At 34.8% G+C, this 18,798-nt stretch carries 18 protein-coding genes and 1 pseudogene; 8 read left to right on the top strand and 11 right to left on the bottom strand.

Translation table 11 applies throughout. From position 1 onward, the window contains the following. On the bottom strand, nt 1-957 hold the full coding sequence (locus tag CY0110_RS11850; protein WP_008275675.1) for an MDR/zinc-dependent alcohol dehydrogenase-like family protein: 957 nt from the start codon (nt 955-957) through the stop codon (nt 1-3). Nucleotides 958-1,063: 106 nt separating this feature from the next. On the opposite strand from CY0110_RS11850, the gene CY0110_RS11855 reads away from it, so the two are divergent. Next, nucleotides 1,064-1,525: an SRPBCC family protein gene (locus CY0110_RS11855; protein WP_008275676.1), complete on the top strand. Its 462-nt coding sequence runs from the start codon at nt 1,064-1,066 to the stop codon at nt 1,523-1,525. A 31-nt stretch (nt 1,526-1,556) separates the two neighbouring features. On the opposite strand, the gene CY0110_RS11860 is transcribed toward CY0110_RS11855, so the two are convergent. From CY0110_RS11860 to CY0110_RS11875, 4 genes are all read right to left on the bottom strand, one after another. After that, entirely contained in the window at nt 1,557-1,796 is a 240-nt protein-coding gene (locus CY0110_RS11860; protein WP_008275677.1) for a response regulator, read from the bottom strand. Nucleotides 1,797-1,814: 18 nt separating this feature from the next. Beyond that, nucleotides 1,815-3,668: a bifunctional metallophosphatase/5'-nucleotidase gene (locus CY0110_RS11865; protein WP_198139149.1), complete on the bottom strand. Its 1,854-nt coding sequence runs from the start codon at nt 3,666-3,668 to the stop codon at nt 1,815-1,817. A 202-nt stretch (nt 3,669-3,870) separates the two neighbouring features. Continuing rightward, on the bottom strand, nt 3,871-4,911 hold the full coding sequence (gene tsaD, locus CY0110_RS11870) for a tRNA (adenosine(37)-N6)-threonylcarbamoyltransferase complex transferase subunit TsaD (protein WP_008275679.1): 1,041 nt from the start codon (nt 4,909-4,911) through the stop codon (nt 3,871-3,873). Further along, the gene (locus tag CY0110_RS11875) at nt 4,889-6,571 is read right to left on the bottom strand and encodes a mechanosensitive ion channel family protein (RefSeq protein WP_232285714.1); all 1,683 of its coding nucleotides are present in this window, start codon (nt 6,569-6,571) and stop codon (nt 4,889-4,891) included. Before CY0110_RS11875 ends, tsaD begins: the two co-directional genes overlap by 23 nt. Nucleotides 6,572-7,034: 463 nt before the next feature. On the opposite strand from CY0110_RS11875, the gene CY0110_RS11880 reads away from it, so the two are divergent. Then, nucleotides 7,035-8,009 (top strand): cysteine synthase A, encoded by a 975-nt coding sequence (locus tag CY0110_RS11880; protein ID WP_008275681.1) that lies wholly within the window; start codon nt 7,035-7,037, stop codon nt 8,007-8,009. Between the two features lie 4 nt (nt 8,010-8,013). On the opposite strand, the gene CY0110_RS11885 is transcribed toward CY0110_RS11880, so the two are convergent. Beyond that, nucleotides 8,014-8,478, bottom strand: coding sequence for a globin family protein (locus CY0110_RS11885; protein WP_008275682.1), 465 nt, complete (start codon nt 8,476-8,478; stop codon nt 8,014-8,016). Between the two features lie 119 nt (nt 8,479-8,597). Here CY0110_RS11885 and CY0110_RS11890 point away from each other — a divergent pair, with 119 nt between their 5' ends. Continuing rightward, entirely contained in the window at nt 8,598-8,864 is a 267-nt protein-coding gene (locus CY0110_RS11890) for a (2Fe-2S) ferredoxin domain-containing protein (protein ID WP_008275683.1), read from the top strand. A gap of 13 nt (nt 8,865-8,877) precedes the next feature. Beyond that, on the top strand, nt 8,878-9,558 hold the full coding sequence (locus CY0110_RS11895) for a RibD family protein (protein ID WP_008275684.1): 681 nt from the start codon (nt 8,878-8,880) through the stop codon (nt 9,556-9,558). Nucleotides 9,559-9,578: 20 nt separating this feature from the next. Here CY0110_RS11895 and CY0110_RS11900 read toward each other — a convergent pair whose 3' ends face one another. Both CY0110_RS11900 and CY0110_RS11905 read right to left on the bottom strand, forming a co-directional pair. Continuing rightward, complete coding sequence (locus CY0110_RS11900) at nt 9,579-10,280, bottom strand: DUF4336 domain-containing protein (RefSeq protein ID WP_008275685.1); 702 nt, start codon at nt 10,278-10,280, stop codon at nt 9,579-9,581. Nucleotides 10,281-10,417: 137 nt separating this feature from the next. Continuing rightward, nucleotides 10,418-11,287 carry a helix-turn-helix transcriptional regulator gene (locus CY0110_RS11905; RefSeq protein WP_008275686.1) on the bottom strand — a complete coding sequence of 290 codons (870 nt, stop codon included), beginning with the start codon at nt 11,285-11,287 and terminating at the stop codon, nt 10,418-10,420. A gap of 153 nt (nt 11,288-11,440) precedes the next feature. Here CY0110_RS11905 and CY0110_RS11910 point away from each other — a divergent pair, with 153 nt between their 5' ends. The 3 genes from CY0110_RS11910 (at nt 11,441) to CY0110_RS11920 (ending at nt 13,795) form a co-directional block, all read left to right on the top strand. Then, complete coding sequence (locus CY0110_RS11910; RefSeq protein WP_035799257.1) at nt 11,441-11,704, top strand: hypothetical protein; 264 nt, start codon at nt 11,441-11,443, stop codon at nt 11,702-11,704. A gap of 65 nt (nt 11,705-11,769) precedes the next feature. Then, nucleotides 11,770-12,471 carry a Crp/Fnr family transcriptional regulator gene (locus tag CY0110_RS11915; RefSeq protein ID WP_008275688.1) on the top strand — a complete coding sequence of 234 codons (702 nt, stop codon included), beginning with the start codon at nt 11,770-11,772 and terminating at the stop codon, nt 12,469-12,471. Nucleotides 12,472-12,601: 130 nt separating this feature from the next. Then, a complete protein-coding gene (locus CY0110_RS11920; RefSeq protein WP_008275689.1) occupies nt 12,602-13,795 on the top strand; it encodes a GNAT family N-acetyltransferase in 1,194 nt (397 codons plus the stop codon). 107 nt (nt 13,796-13,902) lie between these two features. Here CY0110_RS11920 and CY0110_RS11925 read toward each other — a convergent pair whose 3' ends face one another. Continuing rightward, complete coding sequence (locus CY0110_RS11925; RefSeq protein WP_008275690.1) at nt 13,903-14,370, bottom strand: CYTH domain-containing protein; 468 nt, start codon at nt 14,368-14,370, stop codon at nt 13,903-13,905. Between the two features lie 96 nt (nt 14,371-14,466). On the opposite strand from CY0110_RS11925, the pseudogene CY0110_RS11930 reads away from it, so the two are divergent. Beyond that, nucleotides 14,467-15,352: pseudogene (locus tag CY0110_RS11930) on the top strand (alpha/beta fold hydrolase). Here CY0110_RS11930 and CY0110_RS11935 read toward each other — a convergent pair. Together CY0110_RS11935 and CY0110_RS11940 are read right to left on the bottom strand one after the other, a co-directional pair. Then, nucleotides 15,319-16,878: an ArnT family glycosyltransferase gene (locus CY0110_RS11935; protein ID WP_008275693.1), complete on the bottom strand. Its 1,560-nt coding sequence runs from the start codon at nt 16,876-16,878 to the stop codon at nt 15,319-15,321. The pseudogene CY0110_RS11930 and the gene CY0110_RS11935 overlap by 34 nt on opposite strands. 72 nt (nt 16,879-16,950) lie before the next feature. After that, nucleotides 16,951-18,762 carry a hypothetical protein gene (locus CY0110_RS11940; protein ID WP_008275694.1) on the bottom strand — a complete coding sequence of 604 codons (1,812 nt, stop codon included), beginning with the start codon at nt 18,760-18,762 and terminating at the stop codon, nt 16,951-16,953. Between the last annotated feature and the right edge of the window lie 36 nt (nt 18,763-18,798).

Here is an 18,798-nt window from a genome sequence, read left to right on the forward strand (position 1 = left end):
TTAGTGATTAATCTCGACTAAAACTTTCAAAATTCCTCGTTTTTGTGCCGTTTCAAAGGCTTTAATTCCTTCTTCTAGAGAATAACGCCCTTGTATTAATGGTTTAACATTAACTTGTCCTTGTTCTAATAGTTTCAAGGCAGGAGCAAACGGGCCACAACGGGAACCAATAACAGTAATTTCATCGACCACTAATGCAGAAGCATCTAGGGTTAATTTACCTGCATAGGTACTTTTTAAGACTAAAATTCCACGGGGATAGAGAGAACGACGGGCGAAACCAAACCCTTGAGGATTTCCAGTGCATTCTACCGCAATATCAAAACTTCTTTCTTTAATATCTGTCTCTAAGGCAGTTTGAATCCCTCTAGCAGCAAGATTGGCTAATTTTTCTCTGTGACGACCAATAACCCATAAATCACATCCAGTTAAGGCTAACGTTTGAGCCACTAATTGGCCCAATTTACCATCTCCCACCACTAAAACCCGTTGAGTTGAATCAATTGATATTTGTTGCTGAATTTCTAAAGCAGCGGCCAGAGGTTCAGTAAAGGTGGCCACATCGTTACTAACGCTATCAGGAACTCGGTGTAAATTGTTAACAGGTAAGGTTAAATAATCTGCAAACGCTCCGTTACGGTTGACAATACCTAAAACGCTACGATTTTCGCAATGGCTAGGAGAATTCCCTCGACAAAAACGGCAGTGACCACAAACGGCATTAATTTCTCCTACAACCCTTTGATTAATCAGATTTTCGGGACCTTGTTCAACCACGCCGACAAACTCATGTCCTAAAATCCCTTGATATGGATAATAACCTCGCAACAATTCTAAATCAGTATTACAAATACCAGCTTGTAGTACTTTGACCAACGCTTCATCTTTATTGGGTTCAGGAATAGGTAAATCGCTTTTTAATTGTAATTGTTGATTTTCTAACCAAAGTCCTTTCATAATTCTATGTTTTAGAGTGTCTTCTATGGTGATGGTACAATGTAACAGCACATAATTAACAAAGGGTTATTTAATAACTGACTTGTTTTTCAAGTTTATTTTACTTATGTCCTCACCCCAAATTTTTGAACAAACCATTTTAATTAAAGCAAGTGCAACTATGGTTGAACGTTGCATTACAGATTTAGAATTAATGCACCGTTGGTTAAACCCGGCTTTAAAGTGCGAACCGATTCGAGAATGGAATACGGACATTGGGGGAAGAAGTCGTTTTATTATTAAAATTCCGCCTATTAATCCAACCTTAATTAGTCATGTGGTTGAACGGGAACCTGGGTTAATTGTTTGGCAATTTACTGGATTTTTTAAAGGACGCGATCGCTGGGAATGTCAACCTATTAGTAAAGGTACAAAATTAATTAATCGTTTTGAGTTTGATGTTCCTAATCCTTTGATTAATTGGGGGTTTAATCAGTTTGCTGCTTCCTGGACAAAAAAAGATATGAAAGCACAATTAAGACGATTAAAACGAGTAGCGGAAGAGATTTATCAGTTAGAATGTAGTTAAAATGATATTGAATTAATAGGTTAGTTGACAGTTAAAAAAGATTCAAAGGTTTTGAATAAACTTTTTGTAAAATAGGCTTACCTAAATAAGCATTAGCCCCTAAGTCTGCTCCTTGTTGCCGATAGTGTTGACCAGTACAAGATGTAACCATTATAACAGGAATAAAAGAAAAATCTGGGTTGAAACGGATGGTTTTTAGCAATTCAAACCCGTTAATATGAGGCATTTCTATGTCAGAAATAACGAGGTCAATTCCTCCTTGATTTGGCAATCACCTAAACTAACGTTATCAAATTTTGATCACTCGTACCTCCTTAACCCGGTCGCTTTTAACTAAAACTGAAATTCCCTCTGGGTTTTTATCGGGTAAACTAACAAAATAATCCATAATTCCTTGCCATTCTTTGATCTCTTCTTTTGAAGCATCAACCGCAGTCATGGATGTATCTAAATTGGTTTGATTTGATAAAACATAAGGGCTAGTAGAGTTTCTCGGATCTGCGATCGCTTCTATGCGACTGATCAGGGGAGAACCATCGGCTTTTTTGGGTTGTAGGGATAATGCACCTTTAGTGAGTTTTGGAATAGCAGCGATAATCACACCTGCATACAAGCTGGTGGTAAAACTGTAAAGAGTCGGACTCTCAACGTCAATGGGATGATAACCCTGATCAAAATCTCCTAATTCCAAGGCAGTAACTTTCTCAAAACGGGGACGTTTGGGGTCATAATAAGCTCTTAAACCCGAAATTCTGGGAAAATATTCCCCAGGATGATTCGGATCATCAATTAAGAAAAATTCTAAGATATTTTTTAACTCTGCTGCGGTAAAATATCCCGTCACTAAGGCACTACCTGCCGTTGAATCAATAATACCACTACCTAAAGGGGCTAAGGCAAACACATCATAAACGGTCTGAACACCCCCTGCATTTCCCTTAATTAAACCTGCTCGAATTAAACCATTAGCCGTAAAAGCGATCTGGCTGCCTGTAGCTTGTCGCAGTGCATCAGTTACCACATTGGCTAATGGGGTTCCTGACTCTACATCAGTATAATTCATCGGCCAATCTTCTGAGATAGTTACTAACGGTTGGGTTGTTTCGTAACCCCGTGAGGCAAAAGCAACTTTGCCAGCTTCCTGCAAAAAATGTTTAACCTGAGCTTGAATCGCCTTATCACCTTGAATTGTATCGTCAATAGGAATCAAGCGGTAAGATTCTACCTTTATTTTGTTATTTTCCAGACTTATAATCAATTCTCCCAAATTTTCGCCATATTTTCCTGTTTGTACCGCAGGGCGATCGCCCACTAATAAAGGGTCTAATAGTTCAGTATGGGTATGACCCCCAATAACAATATCTAAGTCTGGTATCGCCTTTAATAAGTCGAGATCCTCCCCTTGATCAAATTTACCGCTTTTTCCTCGTACTAAACCGCCATGAGAAAGTGCAATAGCAACATCAACCTTTTCTTGTTGTTTTAACTGTTGCACCAAGGTTTGGGTTGTTTTGATGGGGTCAGTAAAGATTATTCCCTCTGAATCTGCAGTATATTTGAAAGCATCATAACCAATGATGCCAAAAATGCCAAAACGCAAGCCCCCCCGTTCGATAATTTTATAGGGTTTAATGACCCCTTCTTGAGCTAACCGTTGTAAATCCAGTAATCGCTCTGATTGTGCCGTAATATCGGTATTAGCTGCTAATATGGCGGGAATTTTACCCCCTGAGTGAGCTTTGGTAATCGCTTTCCCCAAACCATCGGGGCCAAGATCAAACTCATGGTTGCCAAAGGTAGTGGCATCATAGCCCATTCGCCCCATCAATTGTAATTCTGCCCCTAATTCTCGACAAGCTGCTGCGACAGCTGTTCCCATGCTAAAATCGCCAGCATCAAGAACTAACACTGGCCCTAGTTTTTGTAATTCTGCTTTGCGTTGTGTAATCAATGCCGCAAGACGAGAATATCCCCCTTTGGTTTGGTCGTCTCTCAAGGTCAAAGGTGTATAGTCACGCAATGGCCCAACCCCAACGACGTTAGAGTGTAAATCATTGGTATGGAGAATAGAGAAAACTTGTTTATTGGGAGTTTTGGCGATCGCTCCTAGGGCATCAATACTCAAAAAAGTGGAACTAGCCATAAGACTGTTTTTGACAAATGTACGGCGACTTTGAAAAAATGGGGATTTAGCCATTACTGAGCGCTTATCAGTTATCATTTTTTTGTGAATAGTTTAGTATGATAACATTTTTAATAACTTGTTCTAAAAACTATTATTCAATAAACTAAAAACAATCTCTTAAAACTGTTGCTTTTCATATTTCTATCTAATTCTTTATCGATTAGTAAAGTGTCATAACTTCTGTAATCGGTAAACGAGATTGTACTCCTAAATTCCACGAAGAAATATGACCTCGTTTTAGGTGATCACAAGCAGCACAAGCAATCATAGCAGCATTATCGGTACAGAGCTTTAGAGGGGGAAAATGAACGGTTAAATTGTGTTTTTTAGCTGCTTCTTGAAGATGATGTCTAAGTCCACTATTAGCAGCAACCCCACCCCCAACAGCAATATGACTAATATTATGATCTAAGGCGCAGGTAATGGTTTTTTTAGTTAATGAACGAGCAACGGTTGCTTGAAAACTTGCTGCAAGATCAGTGATGGGTAAGGGTTCAGTATTTTCTTGTTTAAGTTTTTCTACTAATCGTAAAACTGCTGTTTTTAAGCCACTAAAACTAGAATCATAGGGATGATAACCCCCTTGAGGTAAAGATACTTTTCCCTCTGGTAAAAGAAATCGTTTGGGGTTTCCTTGAGTGGCTAACTTATCAATAATAGGACCACCCGGATAGCCTAAATTTAATAATCTGGCTACTTTGTCAAATGCTTCCCCTGCTGCGTCATCACGAGTGGTTCCTAATTGTTCATAAATACCACAATCTTTAACATGAATAAGACTGGTATGACCCCCTGACACTAATAAGCATAAAAAGGGGGGTTTCCAATCAGGTTCACTCAAATAAGTTGCATAAATATGACCTTCTAAATGGTGAATTCCTAAGAAGGGTTTTTGATGAATCATTGCTAAACTTTTAGCTGCTGTTTCTCCTACCATTAAAGCTCCAATTAATCCAGGGGCAACGGTTGCAGCAATACCATCGATATCATTCCAGCTTAATTTTGCTAATTGTAAGGATTCTTCAATACAAGGATTAATGGTCAAAAGATGTTGACGGGAAGCTTCTTCAGGAACAACGCCACCATAACGTTTATGTAAGTCAATTTGAGAAGCAACAACACTACTACAAATTCTTTGATCATTAACAATAGCTACCGCAGTTTCATCACAACTGGTTTCAATTCCTAGTATCGTTGTCATAAGTTTGTGAATTATCTTTTTTTGTCATCTTTTTTGATTGTATCTCTTTATTTTTATCTTGAATAGTATGATGATTAGAATTTGTTTCGAGCCACATTGCTAAACTATTAGATAAAGTTGTTAAAGAGTTGATAAGTTCAGGAGAAAGATTTTGTGGAGGTCTATCACTTGAACGAAAATGTACATCTCTTTGAGGAAAAGGAATTTCGATATCTTCTTCTCTAAATTTACTATCAATATTGAAGTATAGATCACTTTTAATTTGGAATTGTTTATAAGGTTTACTAATCCAAACTAATAAAGTAAAATTTAAAGAACTATCACCAAACTCAGAAAAAAAGACTTGAGGAGATGGCATTGATAAAATATCTCGGTGATTTTTAGCCGTATCAATTAAAACTTTTTTAACCGCTTCTAAATTAGAACCATAGGCAACTCCTACAGGAATTTTTAAGCGAGAAATAGAACTCGAATGGTTCCAGTTAATCACTTCTGATTCTAAAAAACGAGAATTGGGCAAGATAACAGAAATTTGATCGAGTGTTCTTATTTCTGTACTTCTGACACTAATTCGTTCTACTGTTCCCATCAATCCATCTACTTCTACAAAATCTCCAACTTGTATCGGACGCTCAAAAATTAACACTAATCCACTGACAAATTCTTTCGCAATTCCTTGAAGTCCTAAACCAACTCCTACCCCTAACACACTAGCAAAAACTGTTAAAGAACTTAAGTCTAATCCCCACACTTGTAAAACAACAATAGTACCTAAAAATATCAGGGTATAGTTAACAATTAAAGCTGTGGTATCTTGTACAGCGCGATTGAGTCCTGTGGCACTAAGTAACTTAGATTTTAGTACACGACTAACTGTCCGAGTTAGAGTGATTACCCCCCCTAATAAACCGATTAAAATAAAAAAGTCAAGTACCGAATATTTTTGATTTCCCAAAGGAAAAACATCAGTAATTAAACTAACTTGTAAAATTTCAATAACGAAATCACTCCATTGACGAGTTTGAGGAAATAAACGACTAATATAACCCAGGGCAATAATCCAAATAATGCCACGAATAACAGTTAATAAAACTAACAATCCGACTAACTGAAAATTAAAAGAAGATTCAGTAGGAGTGACTGTTAATGGCTGATTAGAAGTGGTTGATGTTAAGGGATTCGGATCAGTTTTTGTTGTCGTGAGAGGTTTTAACCAACGCTGCCAAATAGCTCCTAATTTCCAAGATAAAATAAAGGCTAAGAAAAGAATGGCGATCGCAATAATAATGGCTTTAATATAATATTGTGGTTTTCTTTCGTATTCTGATTTGCTAATCGCAATTTCTAGAGTATTTTTCCAAGCCAAAGCTTGTCCTTGTAAGCTTTTTCCCACAGGAACATCATTAGAAGTTACAGATAAAAAATAGCGATCATTAATAGTAATAATAGGAACATCTTGATTAGTGTCAATTCCAACTGAAATAGGAGATTCACCCTCTGTAAAGATTTTTCCTAACTGACTATTGGCTTCTTTTGCCCTTTGCTCTGCCGTATATTGTCCTGACTCACTGACATAAAAAAGCGTTCTCCCTTCTAACATAATGGGAGCGGTTGGCTTTTCTTGTCCTAAAATTGGAGTGACAAAACCAACAGAAGTCAAAGCAATTAAAATTGTTAAAAGATAAGAAATTAAGGAAGTTATGAAATTTCGGTTTTTGCTCCAATAAAACATATAGATTAAGTAAATATAGGTTAAAGATTAGCTAATATTTCTATGAGTTAGTTTAATGGTTATTCATATCATAACTGATGAAAAATTTTATTTTGTTATAACTGATCATATTTTCTAGGATAGGTTTATATAAGTCAATCAAATGAAAGAATTTTATTTATCATTGCACTATTTTCACTAATATCTACTTTCTGAATAAATAGATAAAAAGCTTAAAATAAAGATAATTATTGATTGGTGAGGTTTTTTAATGTAACAGGGGTTTTGAAGCCGGCATTTTACGATAAAATTAGAATAGTTGATCAATCCTTGGTGATAATTACACCAAACTCAATCAATTCAACCCCTACTTTTTTGGGGAATGCACCTGCCCATCGAATTACCCTAAACTATGGATATTAAAGAAGGCTTTGTTGGTACTGTTGGCAATACGCCCCTCATTCGACTGAAAAGCTTTAGTGAAGAAACAGGCTGTAATATTTTAGGCAAGGCAGAATTTCTTAACCCTGGGGGTTCTGTAAAAGATAGGGCTGCTTTATACATTATTAAAGACGCAGAAGAAAAAGGACTCCTTAAACCTGGGGGAACGGTAGTGGAAGGAACTGCCGGCAATACAGGCATTGGCCTAGCGCATATTTGTAATGCCAAAGGTTACAAATGCCTCATTATTATTCCCGAAACTCAGTCTCAAGAGAAAATTGATCTATTAAGAACCTTGGGGGCTGAAGTTCGCACGGTTCCTGCGGTTCCATACAAAGATCCTAATAATTATGTCAAAGTCTCAGGAAGAGTCGCTGAAGAATTAGATAATGCAATTTGGGCGAATCAATTTGATAATTTAGCGAACCGACAGGCACACTACGAAACCACCGGACCCGAAATTTGGCAACAAACGGATGGAAAAGTGGATGCTTGGGTATCAGCTACAGGAACCGGCGGAACCTACGCGGGTGGAGCGTTATTTTTTAAAGAAAAAAATCCTGATATTAAATGTATCGTAGCTGATCCTATGGGCAGTGGCTTATATAGCTATGTCAAAACTGGAGAAATTAACCCTGAAGGCAGTTCCATTACTGAAGGCATTGGCAATAGTCGCATTACAGCGAATATGGAAGGGGTTCCCATTGATGATGCCATTCAAATCGATGACCACGAGGCGTTAAGGGTTATTTACCAGTTATTGTACCAAGATGGCTTATTTATGGGGGGTTCTGTGGGCATTAATGTGGGTGCAGCCGTCGCTTTAGCCAAAGAAATGGGTCCGGGCCACACTATTGTTACAGTTTTATGTGATGGTGGTTCTCGGTATCAGTCTCGTATTTATGACAAAAAATGGTTAGCCTCTAAAGGATTATCTGTAAACTAATTATTTAATTCAGCATCATTTGAACAAGTTGTAAAACAGGATTAACTAATTTCACTTCCTCATCATTAAATTCTTCATTCATTACTTCTGCCATTATTTCGTAGGTTAGCTTAGATGAGTTTTCATCCTTAAAAGCTCTCATGATGATACTTTGCCATAAAAGCGTATTTCGTAATTTATCTGGTTCGTTGAATAACATAGCTGTTGCTAGAAAACGCATAGTATGTTTTCGATCTCGTTCACAAATAGATGAGACATCTTTCCCACATTTATCGAATGCGTTAGGGTCAACAGATTTAGCTTTAATGTCTATTTGTTCAATGAGTTTATTTTCAATATTACGTATTTTATCGTATGTGTTAATACGTTGGTCAATTTCTTCTAAATAATCTGTCAGAAATTTTAATTCTGTGTCACTAGCGTAGCGATCATCACATTCTTGAGCAAGTTTTTTTAGTTGAGTTAACATCAGTGGTCCAATCCTTTAGATTATCAGTTACAAAAAGTTACCTTTATGTTTCCCTGATTTGTAAGAATTATTAACATTTTGGCTTGATTATTTTCTTTAACAACCGTAATTTCTGTACTATGAATAATAAAGTTATCAGTTCGAGTTCCGTATTTAGCGATCGCACGATTTTAGTCTGTCAAGGCCGTTGTTGTCGCAAAGATGGTTCAAAACAACTATTAATGGCCTTCGAGTCTCAAACCCCTCCCGATGTCCAAATTATCCCTTGTGGTTGTTTAGGACAATGTGGAAATGGACCAAATATCGTTATTTTACCCGAAAAAAAATTATACCAACGGGTTTCAGCAAAAGATGTCTCACTTCTCTTTTTAGCTAATAAACATTGATTTAAAGATATAGATGGAAAATAGACCCAAAACAACAGTCATTTTAGCAATGACAGCTGATGGAAAAATTGCTGATTTTCAACGCAATGCAGCTAGGTTTAGCTCAGATATTGATCAAAATCATCTAGAAAAACAAATTTCTTTAGTGGATGGTGTTTTATTTGGTGCAGGAACTTTAAGAGCTTTTGGAACAACTAAAATGGTCAAAGATTCTGAATTACTAGCAAATCGAAAACAGAAAAATAAACCGAGTCAACCAATTAATGTTGTCATTTCTGCTTCAGGAAAAATTGCTAATAATTTACGCTTTTTTTCTCAATCCGTCCCACATTGGTTAATCACCACATCAGCAGGTATTCATAATAATACTTCAAAATTTGAAAAAGTGTTGACCTGCGCTGAAATAGAAGCAGGAAAAATCAACTTAGTGGAAGCCTTTAAAACTTTAAAAGAACTAGGGTTAAATCATATAGCAATTTTGGGAGGAGGGGAACTGGTAGCTAATTTTTTAGAGCAGAATTTAATCGATGAATTATGGTTAACTGTTTGTCCTTATATTTTAGGAGGAAAAACAGCGCCCACTCCAGTAGAAGGAATCGGGTTTTTATCCTCTCATGGTCAAAAATTAGAATTATTAAGCTTAGAACAAATAGAACACGAAATCTTTTTACACTATAAGGTATTATCTGTATAGTTTTCATATTTTTTCTATTTTTAGCTAACTAACCATTGATAACCTACTGTTAATTTTTCTTTAGCATTTTCTTCTACAATATTGCCATGAGCCATAATTACCCGTTGGAAATCCCAAGCTAATATTTTATTGATAGCTTTACGAGTTGTTTCTTTATCTCGTATCGCAATTTTTTCTAACCACGAAGGTTTAAGAGATTGATAGCTACCGATTATTCTACTGGCTAATTGTGTGGTAAAAGGAAAGTTGCAATCAAAGTTAAACGCGCTATCAGTAATAATTAAGGTTTTACTATTCGGATGAAAAAAAACTATCTCATTTACCTTAACAATTTTAGGCGGAATAAAACCTTGAAATCCTTGAAAGGGAGTGTATTCTAGTTCGCCATTGAAATTAATTAGGTCTTGATCGAAAGTAAGTGCAATCTCTAAATTTGGTTGTTTCGTTTCAATTCCTGGGGGTGCAATGATTTTAGCTTGAGGGTACAATTGCTGAGAATGTTCTAAATATAAATGATGAAAAAGATTGGGAGCAATAATATATTTAACTGTACCTAAATTATCTAAGGTTTGTTTAAGATCGGAATTAATTTCAATTGGAGAAATAAGTAACAAAGAACTATCCAATTGTAAAATGACAGTCATTCTTGTTCCAACTTCTAATCCTAAAAATTTTAAAGGTTGTTCGGCAACCCAGATACAGTGATCTACTTGTTTCAACATTATTGATTATCTAACCTATTAATTGCATTAAGTTAAGCTTAGATGGCTGGTACTGTATCTGTATTGCCGATTGTTCTAAAAAATATGCAAATCTTCCAATTAATTTTTGCGATTATGCAATAAGTAATAATTAACAGTTACAAATTCCTGTAAGTTTTGGGAGTGATTTTAAAATGCTGGCGAAACAATCTGGTAAAGTGACTCTGATTTTGAAATCCTACTTGATGACATATTTCCACAATTGATAATGGCGATCGCTTTAAGAGTATTTTGGCTTGTTCAAGACGACATTTCGTGACGTACTGATGGGGTGTTAAGCCGATGGATTGTTTAAATAAGCTAGAGAAATAATGAGGACTAATTTGTACCAGGTTAGCTAGTTTTGTTAAAGTCAAATCCCTATCTAGATGAGTGTCTATATACTCCAAAGTTTGACTTAATTTGTGAACTGGCAATCCTGCTCTATATTCTTTAATATTGAGGTTACGAGAACCATAGTGACGCATTAAATGGACAGCAAGTGCTGTCGCCATCGAATCTGCATATAGTTTGCTATCAGAATTTGCTGTTTCCAATTCTGCTTTTAATGCTAATGCGATCTGTTGAATGAGAGGATCGCGGAGTTTGAAATGCGATCGCAAGGTTATTTGAAAGGGTATCGTTTCACAAATTGTGTTAATTAAAGTATCGTGAGGTAACAATAATTCTAATATTGGTACTTGACGATCTACCCTAATTCTAGGCAAAAGTTCCCCTGCCGGAAAAATTAAAATATCTCCTGCACTATATTCTTCTTGATGTTGCTTGCTATCCAGGTTAAAATTTGCCTGACAACCTCCCAAGCAAATAACTATAGAATGATCCTGGGATACTCCTTCAGGTATTTCTCCTGCTGGTTCTAGTTCGTATACTAAGCCTAAATTATTCCATCCTGCTGTTTCGCTAGATAGGAGACGAAAGTGTTTGATTTGTTCTTCATTAGTTGGGAAGGGATATTCTGGTGGCACGAAATTAAATAAATCTAAACAATAATAATAGTTTACCTGCGTTAAGTTATGAAACGTTAACTTGACCAAGAAGCCAAATTTTTTGTAGCTTAATATACAGAAATATTTGTAAATCTATGAATGAAGTTACTAAAAAGTAACGAGAAAGAAATTATGAATCTCCAAAAATCAAGTCAGTCAGAATTGACAGTGCAATGGTGTTCGATTCCTCTTAATCGGACTCAAGGAAGAACAGCGATACCCCAACCCCAGTCAGGTACATGGGTGCAACTATTAAAACCAGAATCATTGAATGCTCTGTGTCATGAGGAAGCATTGATACTTTGTCAAATATCAAACTGGGAGTGGATCGCTTGGATTCCGAATCATGGTGAAGCTATGATTAATATTGAGCAATTTTGTTGTCCAACTCCCTAAAAAAGTTTGATCATTCTAATTCTTTGTTTTTTTAGGAGTCTATTGCTAGGATTATTTTCCAATCGATGTTAGTTAAAGGTTACTCTTCATTAGCTCAATTACAACAACTTTCAATTTTTCAAGATTTAGCGATCGCCCAATTAGAAAGTCTCATCCCCTGCAGTTACCTCAAAGAATATCAGCAAAATGAAATCGTGATGCACGAAGGCGATCGCATTCCTCCACAACTCCACGGTTTAATCAGAGGCAGACTAGAAATTAAAAAGACTGCCGATAACGGTAAAGAAACCATAGTGCGTCTGATTCCCCCAGGTGAACTTTTTGCTGCACCCGCCATTTTTGGTAATGGAATTGCCCCGGCGACGGTAATCTCTCAAGTCGAATCGCAAATATTAACCATTGATCGCCAAGCTTTATTACAAGTCATTTCTCAGTCGCCAGAAATTAGTTTAGGGATACTCGAAGTATTTAACCAACGTTTACAACAACTTCACAATACAGTACATGGATTAATTTCTGAACGCGCAATGGTGCGTTTAGTGAAATTGCTCCAATATTATAGCGATCGCGATGGCACTCATTTAGATGAACAAGGCGATCGCCTAAATATTAAACTACCCTATTATCAAATTGCTCGCAGTATTGGCATTACTTATGAAGAATGCGTACGATTGTTTAAAAAACTCAAAGGAATCGTAATTTATCAAAGAGGCGGAACCATTATTGTTCGAGATTGGAAAAAATTAGCAGCAATCAGTGAGCAATGATAAAATCCTTGACTTTAAGTTAGTAACGAGATTTAACTATTTTAAGAAGTTATAGGATAAGAAGTTTAGGCTGTCATCTCAGTAAAAATTCATTATCCTAGATAGAAAGTTTTCTCACAGCCCTTAACCTATGTTTAAACAAGTACAACCTCGATACTCTGTTAGTTGGATAGAAAAAATTTCTGAAATTCCTAAACAGGTTTGGGATGAACTTGCAACTCCCTTAAAAACTCCTTTTTTAGAGTGGGAATGGCTCAATAATATTGAAACCTCTAAAAGTGCTATTCCACGGGCAGGATGGCAACCTTGTCATTTAACAATATGGCGAGATAAAGATTTAATTGGTGCTGCCCCTTTATATATTAAAGGTCATAGTTATGGGGAATTTGTTTTTGATCATCAATGGGCTGACTTATCCCATCGTTTGGGTGTTTCTTATTATCCTAAACTCTTGGGAATGACACCTTTTACCCCTGCGGTTGGTTATCGTTTTTTAATTTCTCCTCAGGAAGATGAAGCAGAAATTACAGAGATGATGGTAACAGCAATTGATCGTTTTTGCGCCCAAAATAAGCTATCAGGGTGTCATTTCTTATTTGTTGATCCTGATTGGAAACCCATCCTTGAAAATTGTGGTTTTAGTAGTTGGTTACACCATAGTTATATTTGGGCTAATCCCAATTTTAGTAATTTTGATGACTACTTAAAACAGTTTAATGCCAATCAAAGGCGCAATATTAAACGAGAAAGAAAAGCAGTTAATAAAGCTAATTTGACTATGAAAGTTTTAACAGGGGATGATATTCCTCATCATTTATATCCGATGATTTATCGCTTTTATAATAATACTTGTGAAAAGTTTTATTGGGGTAGTAAATATTTAACTCGTAAGTTTTTTGAACAACTATATCCTAATTATTCCCATCGGGTTGTTGTAGCTGCAGCTTATACAGATTATGATGATTATAAACCCGTAGGATTATCTTTTTGTATTAGAAAAGATGATAATTTATATGGTCGTTATTGGGGATCATTTGAAGACTATGATTGTCTCCATTTTGAAGCTTGCTATTATCAACCGATAGAATGGGCGATAAAAGAAGGGATTAAAATGTTCGATCCAGGTGCTGGAGGAAGACATAAAAGAAGACGGGGTTTTCCTGCTACTCCTAATTATAGTTTACACCGATTTTATGACCAGAAAATGACTCAAATTCTCCGTAATTATATTCCACAAATTAATGAAATGGAACAAGAAGAAATTGATGCAATTAATCAAGATTTACCTTTTAGCAAACGAGAAATAGAATTAAAAGATGTGTAAAAATCATATCTTGTACCTTGTTGAAAGTTAGTTGGTTTTGATAAGCAACAGGTAAAAATAATTGATTATATGCAATTTAATAGAAGAAGCCAAAAATCTATTATTATTTACCATTTTAGGTAGGGATATTTAGCCAAGTTAACATTATAATATCTTGCATCATTGCTAACTTCTTCGCCAACCCAGTGAGGAATATCGATCACTTGATTTTCACTTTCTAATTCAACTTCTGCTATAATCAATCCTTCATTTTCCCCTTTAAATTCATCAATTTCCCAAATCAAATTTTTGAGATTGACTGTGTAGCGAACCTTCTCAATCAATGGGCGATCGCATAAAGTCTTTAACATGATTTCTGCATCTTCTAAAGGAATAGAATATTCAAATTCATGGCGACTGATTCCTTCTGTTTTACTTTTAATGGTAAGATAAGCATCATCGCCAATAATTCTAACTCGAATCGTCGTCATTTTATCGGCAGTTGAAATATAACCTTGTTTATATACTTTTCCTATTCCTAAAGAACGCCAGTCATCATTAATTACTAAAAATTTACGTTCAATTTCAATAGCCATAATTATCAAATCAAAGTAAAGAATATTAATAGTTTAAACTTTTTTCAACTGCTTTGACCTAATATTAAACTTAAGCTCAAAACTAATATCATGTTAATGTTGGCTAATTTTCAAAACCTCGTTATACAAACCTCAGAGGTTAAAATTAATCTGGTTAAAGGGGGAGAAGGATACCCAATCTTATTATTACATGGTTATCCTCAAACCCATGTTATGTGGCATAAAATTGCTTCACAATTGGCTGAAGAGTTTACAATAATCATACCTGATTTGCGAGGTTATGGAGACAGCGATAAACCGATAGGAATGGCTAACCATTATAATTATTCTAAGCGAGTGATGGCACAGGATCAAATAGAAGTCATGACACAATTAGGTTATGATCAATTCTACTTAGTAGGACACGATCGCGGGGGGAAGAGTTGCTCACCGTTTAACGTTAGACTATCCCAATAAAGTCAAAAAATTAGCTTTATTAGATATTGCACCAACTTATCAAATGTACACTGAAACCGACCAAGAATTTGCGACTGCTTATTATCATTGGTTTTTTCTAATTCAACCTTTTCCGTTTGCTGAAACGTTAATTAATAATAATCCCGACTTTTTTTTAACTCATTGTCTACAAAGTTGGAGTAAAAATAAATCACCCTTTACTTCAGAAGTAATGGAAGAATATTTAAGATGTTTTCGTGATCCAAACACAGTTCACGGAACTTGTGAAGATTATCGTGCATCTGCAACGATTGATTTAGAACATGATCGTAAAGATATGGATAAAAAAATAGAATGTCCTTTGTTGGTTTTATGGGGAAGTAAAGGGGTAATTGAAAAGAAATATGATGTTTTTAATAGCTGGAAAAAAAGAGCAATTAATGTTCAGGGAAAAGCATTCAATTGCGGGCATTTTCTTCCTGAAGAATGTCCCGAAGAAACCTATCAATATCTTCATGACTTCTTCTCAATTTCAACTAAACGATAATATTGAACATTATTAATATCTTTAAAAGAATGAATAAATTTTTCTCTGTAACCTTTTCTTTCTAAAATTTCTCCATCTTTTCCTAAAGGGATATCCGTATTACCATCGCCATAAAGAACATAAAGACAGTCAGTATTTAATGTTTCTAATTGCTCTAAGTCTTGAATTTTCCATCTTCCCATATCTAACTTACTTTCAGCAATATCTACCCCAAATTGATGATACTGACTAGGAGGCATTTGGGTAAAAAATGGGATCATAATATAAGCATAAGTTCCATAAACATTACTGCTATAAATAATACATTCATTAGAAGTTTGATCAGCGTAGCTAATAGTTTCTCCTAAAGTTGATAACCAAACATCAGTATGCCAGTAGGGATATTCAAATATATATCGCTGAGAGTAAATAAGTAAATTAGCAAATATGACTGCGGCCAACAAAAATGTAACAATTTGTTTCCATATCCCTTTAAAAAATTCAATTATTTGAGTAACAGCATAACCAGAAATAATGGCAAATAATGGAGTGACGGCTAAAGTTCTAACAGCACTCTCTGGAGAAATAAAAGCAGCAGGAATAGGATACAAGATTAACCATAAATATAATACCCATTTAGACGATGTTTTTTCTTTAAGTAGAAGTAATAAACCTAATAAAAGTAATGGAATTTGAAATGAATAAAGTCCGGCCACATTGTTTATTTTATGACGAGGACTCGGATCACCTTCAAAAAATAAAAATTTGGGACTAAAATAAGAAAAATAATCACTAACAATTTTGTTGAAATCTGTTTGAATTCCTACTGTATTTGCTCTAGCCATTCCTTCAGGAGATAGTTGATAGATCAGTTGAGGAATAAATAGGAGAGAAAATACAATCAAAGCCCAAAATGTATAGTATCGATGTTTCCAAAGATGTTCCCAATAGATAGCAGCTAATCCTAACAAAAATAAAGGAATAAACACCCTTGCAGAATTATAGGTATAGATACTAATAGAAAATAATACACTTGAAAAAATTAACCATTTAGGATGCTTAAAACTTTTAAAAAATAAAAATAAACTTAAACAAAATAAGCAAGGAAGTAAAATAACTCGAAACGTGATACGACTAAAATGAATGTGCCAAGGTAATATGGCTAGAAATAAAGCAGATAATAAACCAACTCTTTGATTAAAAATCTCTTTAGCGAGATGATAAACAATAAAAACCGTTAAGGTTCCAATGACAGCAGAGGTAATTCTTGCTCCAAAAGTGTTTAGTCCAAATATTTTAACAAAAGGAACCATGAGGTACATATAAAGTCCTTCACGGTAATCATTAGCTGATTTAAAATACCAAGGTAAAAACTCTCCATATTGATCTTTTAAGGTGTGAAGAATTGAATAAGCATCGTAAGCATTGGATGCTTCATCAGTAAAAAAACCATTAGGAATAGTTCCTAAAAAGATAATTCTTAATAGGAAACTAAGGATTAAAATAATAATAAGATATAAACTAGGATGTTTTTCGAGTTTTAGCATTAGTTAAAAGCATACATATATAAAGAAAAATTTTAAGCCATAAGAATATCTTAGTTTAAAATCTGGAAAAGCTTATCTAAGAATTCTTCTCCCTTTGCATCCTTCTTCAACAAATTCTGGTACATCAAATTCAGCTTTAACAGAGTATTCATAAGGAGGATGAAAATAGGAAGTATATAAAAATGGATGAGGTGCTTTTCCGACAATACAAACTTCTTCTCCATCTTTAATACTTTTGAGGATATCCTGATCAATAATATCCGTTCTTTGCACTTGCTTATCGAAAGAAGAGAACTCAGGAATAGTGAAAAAGTAGCGAGTTTTCGTAATAAAAATTACCATAAAAACGGTAGCTACTAAAGCTAAATTTCTAGGATTGATCAATTTCTGAGAGGGTTTTTGTTTAGCTAGACGACAGGTTAAATAACAATTTAAACTAACAAAAACCATCATCCAGTACATATAGTATCTTAATTCATAAGCTTGGGGTAATAAGGGAGTAAATAAGGTCATTAAACCCATTATTATTGCAGCTACTCTAGACTCAAGATCGAAGTTTTGCCAACATAGATAAATGAATAATAAAAGGTTAAAGATAACATATCCCCCAAAATAACCTCCTAAACCAAATCTTTCTTCATCCCAAGAAATAAAGTCCATTCCTAGAGTCCAAGGCCAAGGTCTTCTACTATCAAAAGCATCAATTTCTAATAGGGATCTTCCCCAACGCAAATGAGGAGGAAGTTTTCTAAGATTTTCGTGCATAAAGTCAGGAGGTGCTTCATTATGATTAAGCACAATACCTGCAATTTCTACTTTAACGGGATAAAAGGGGTTAGCGTAAGTAATGATATTTTTAATGGGGGTAATAAAGATAATTAGACTAGCTAAAAAGCAGACGAATAAAGTTTTTGAGATTTTAACTAATTTATCTTTTTCATGGCGATAAGCTTGCCAAGATTGAAGAATAATCTTAGGCAAAACAAAACATAAAATCAAGAAAACTACTGGTATTAATTGGAATTTCATATTAGCTGCCATTGCTGCTGAAACAAAAATTATGATGGCAGTTTGTTTATTAAACTGAACTTTATTAATATATAAAAAGTAACTGGTTAGAATAAGGATAGAAATACAGACGTTGCCAGGTAGATCAATATAACTTCTCGCTGCGTGCATATGAACCATTGGTATCGCTAACAGAGAAAGAGAAGCAAGATAAAAAGGTATTTTTACATAAAATTTTAAATAGGCAATAAAAGTTAACAAGCTAAAATAACACAGTAAATTAGTTGCTTCTGGTCGTTGAAATGTATTCCAAAAAAACCCTTGTAACCAATTAGCAAGTAAAGGAAATCCTAAAAAACGATGCTCAATATTTTTTTCAAAAGTAAATTGTTCTGGAGGGATGATATCCCAAATTCTAGCAGCGAAAGGGATATGATACATAAAAGCATCCCCTCCATAATTGGCATCAAAAAAGCTAATTAAAAAAATAGAAGTTAAAACTAATGTTGACAAGATAGTTAAGACTTTTGTAACATTAATGGATGATAATTGTTTTTTGTCTGTAATGCTTGATAAGTAGTTTTTAATTGTTAGATTACTTTTGCTTAAAACGCCAAAAATAAGTAGTAGGATTCCTACAAATCCTAAACTAATTCTTATAATTCTTAATGAGGGAGCAGCAATATAACCAAAATAACCAACAACTCCTAACATTAAGGTGATAGCAATACAACTAATTCCCCCAATTAATAAGGGTTTATTGGTCAATTTATATATAGAGGGAAAGGTTTTTAGGCTAGGATGATTGGTGTAGGAGAGAAAAGCAAATCCGAATAAAGCAAGTCCTAGAAGAAAACTAACGAGTGGGATAAGCATAATGTTAAATTACTTTTTAATAATAATAATAAATTA

Source organism: Crocosphaera chwakensis CCY0110 (assembly GCF_000169335.1).
Taxonomy (GTDB): Bacteria; Cyanobacteriota; Cyanobacteriia; order Cyanobacteriales; family Microcystaceae; genus Crocosphaera; species Crocosphaera chwakensis.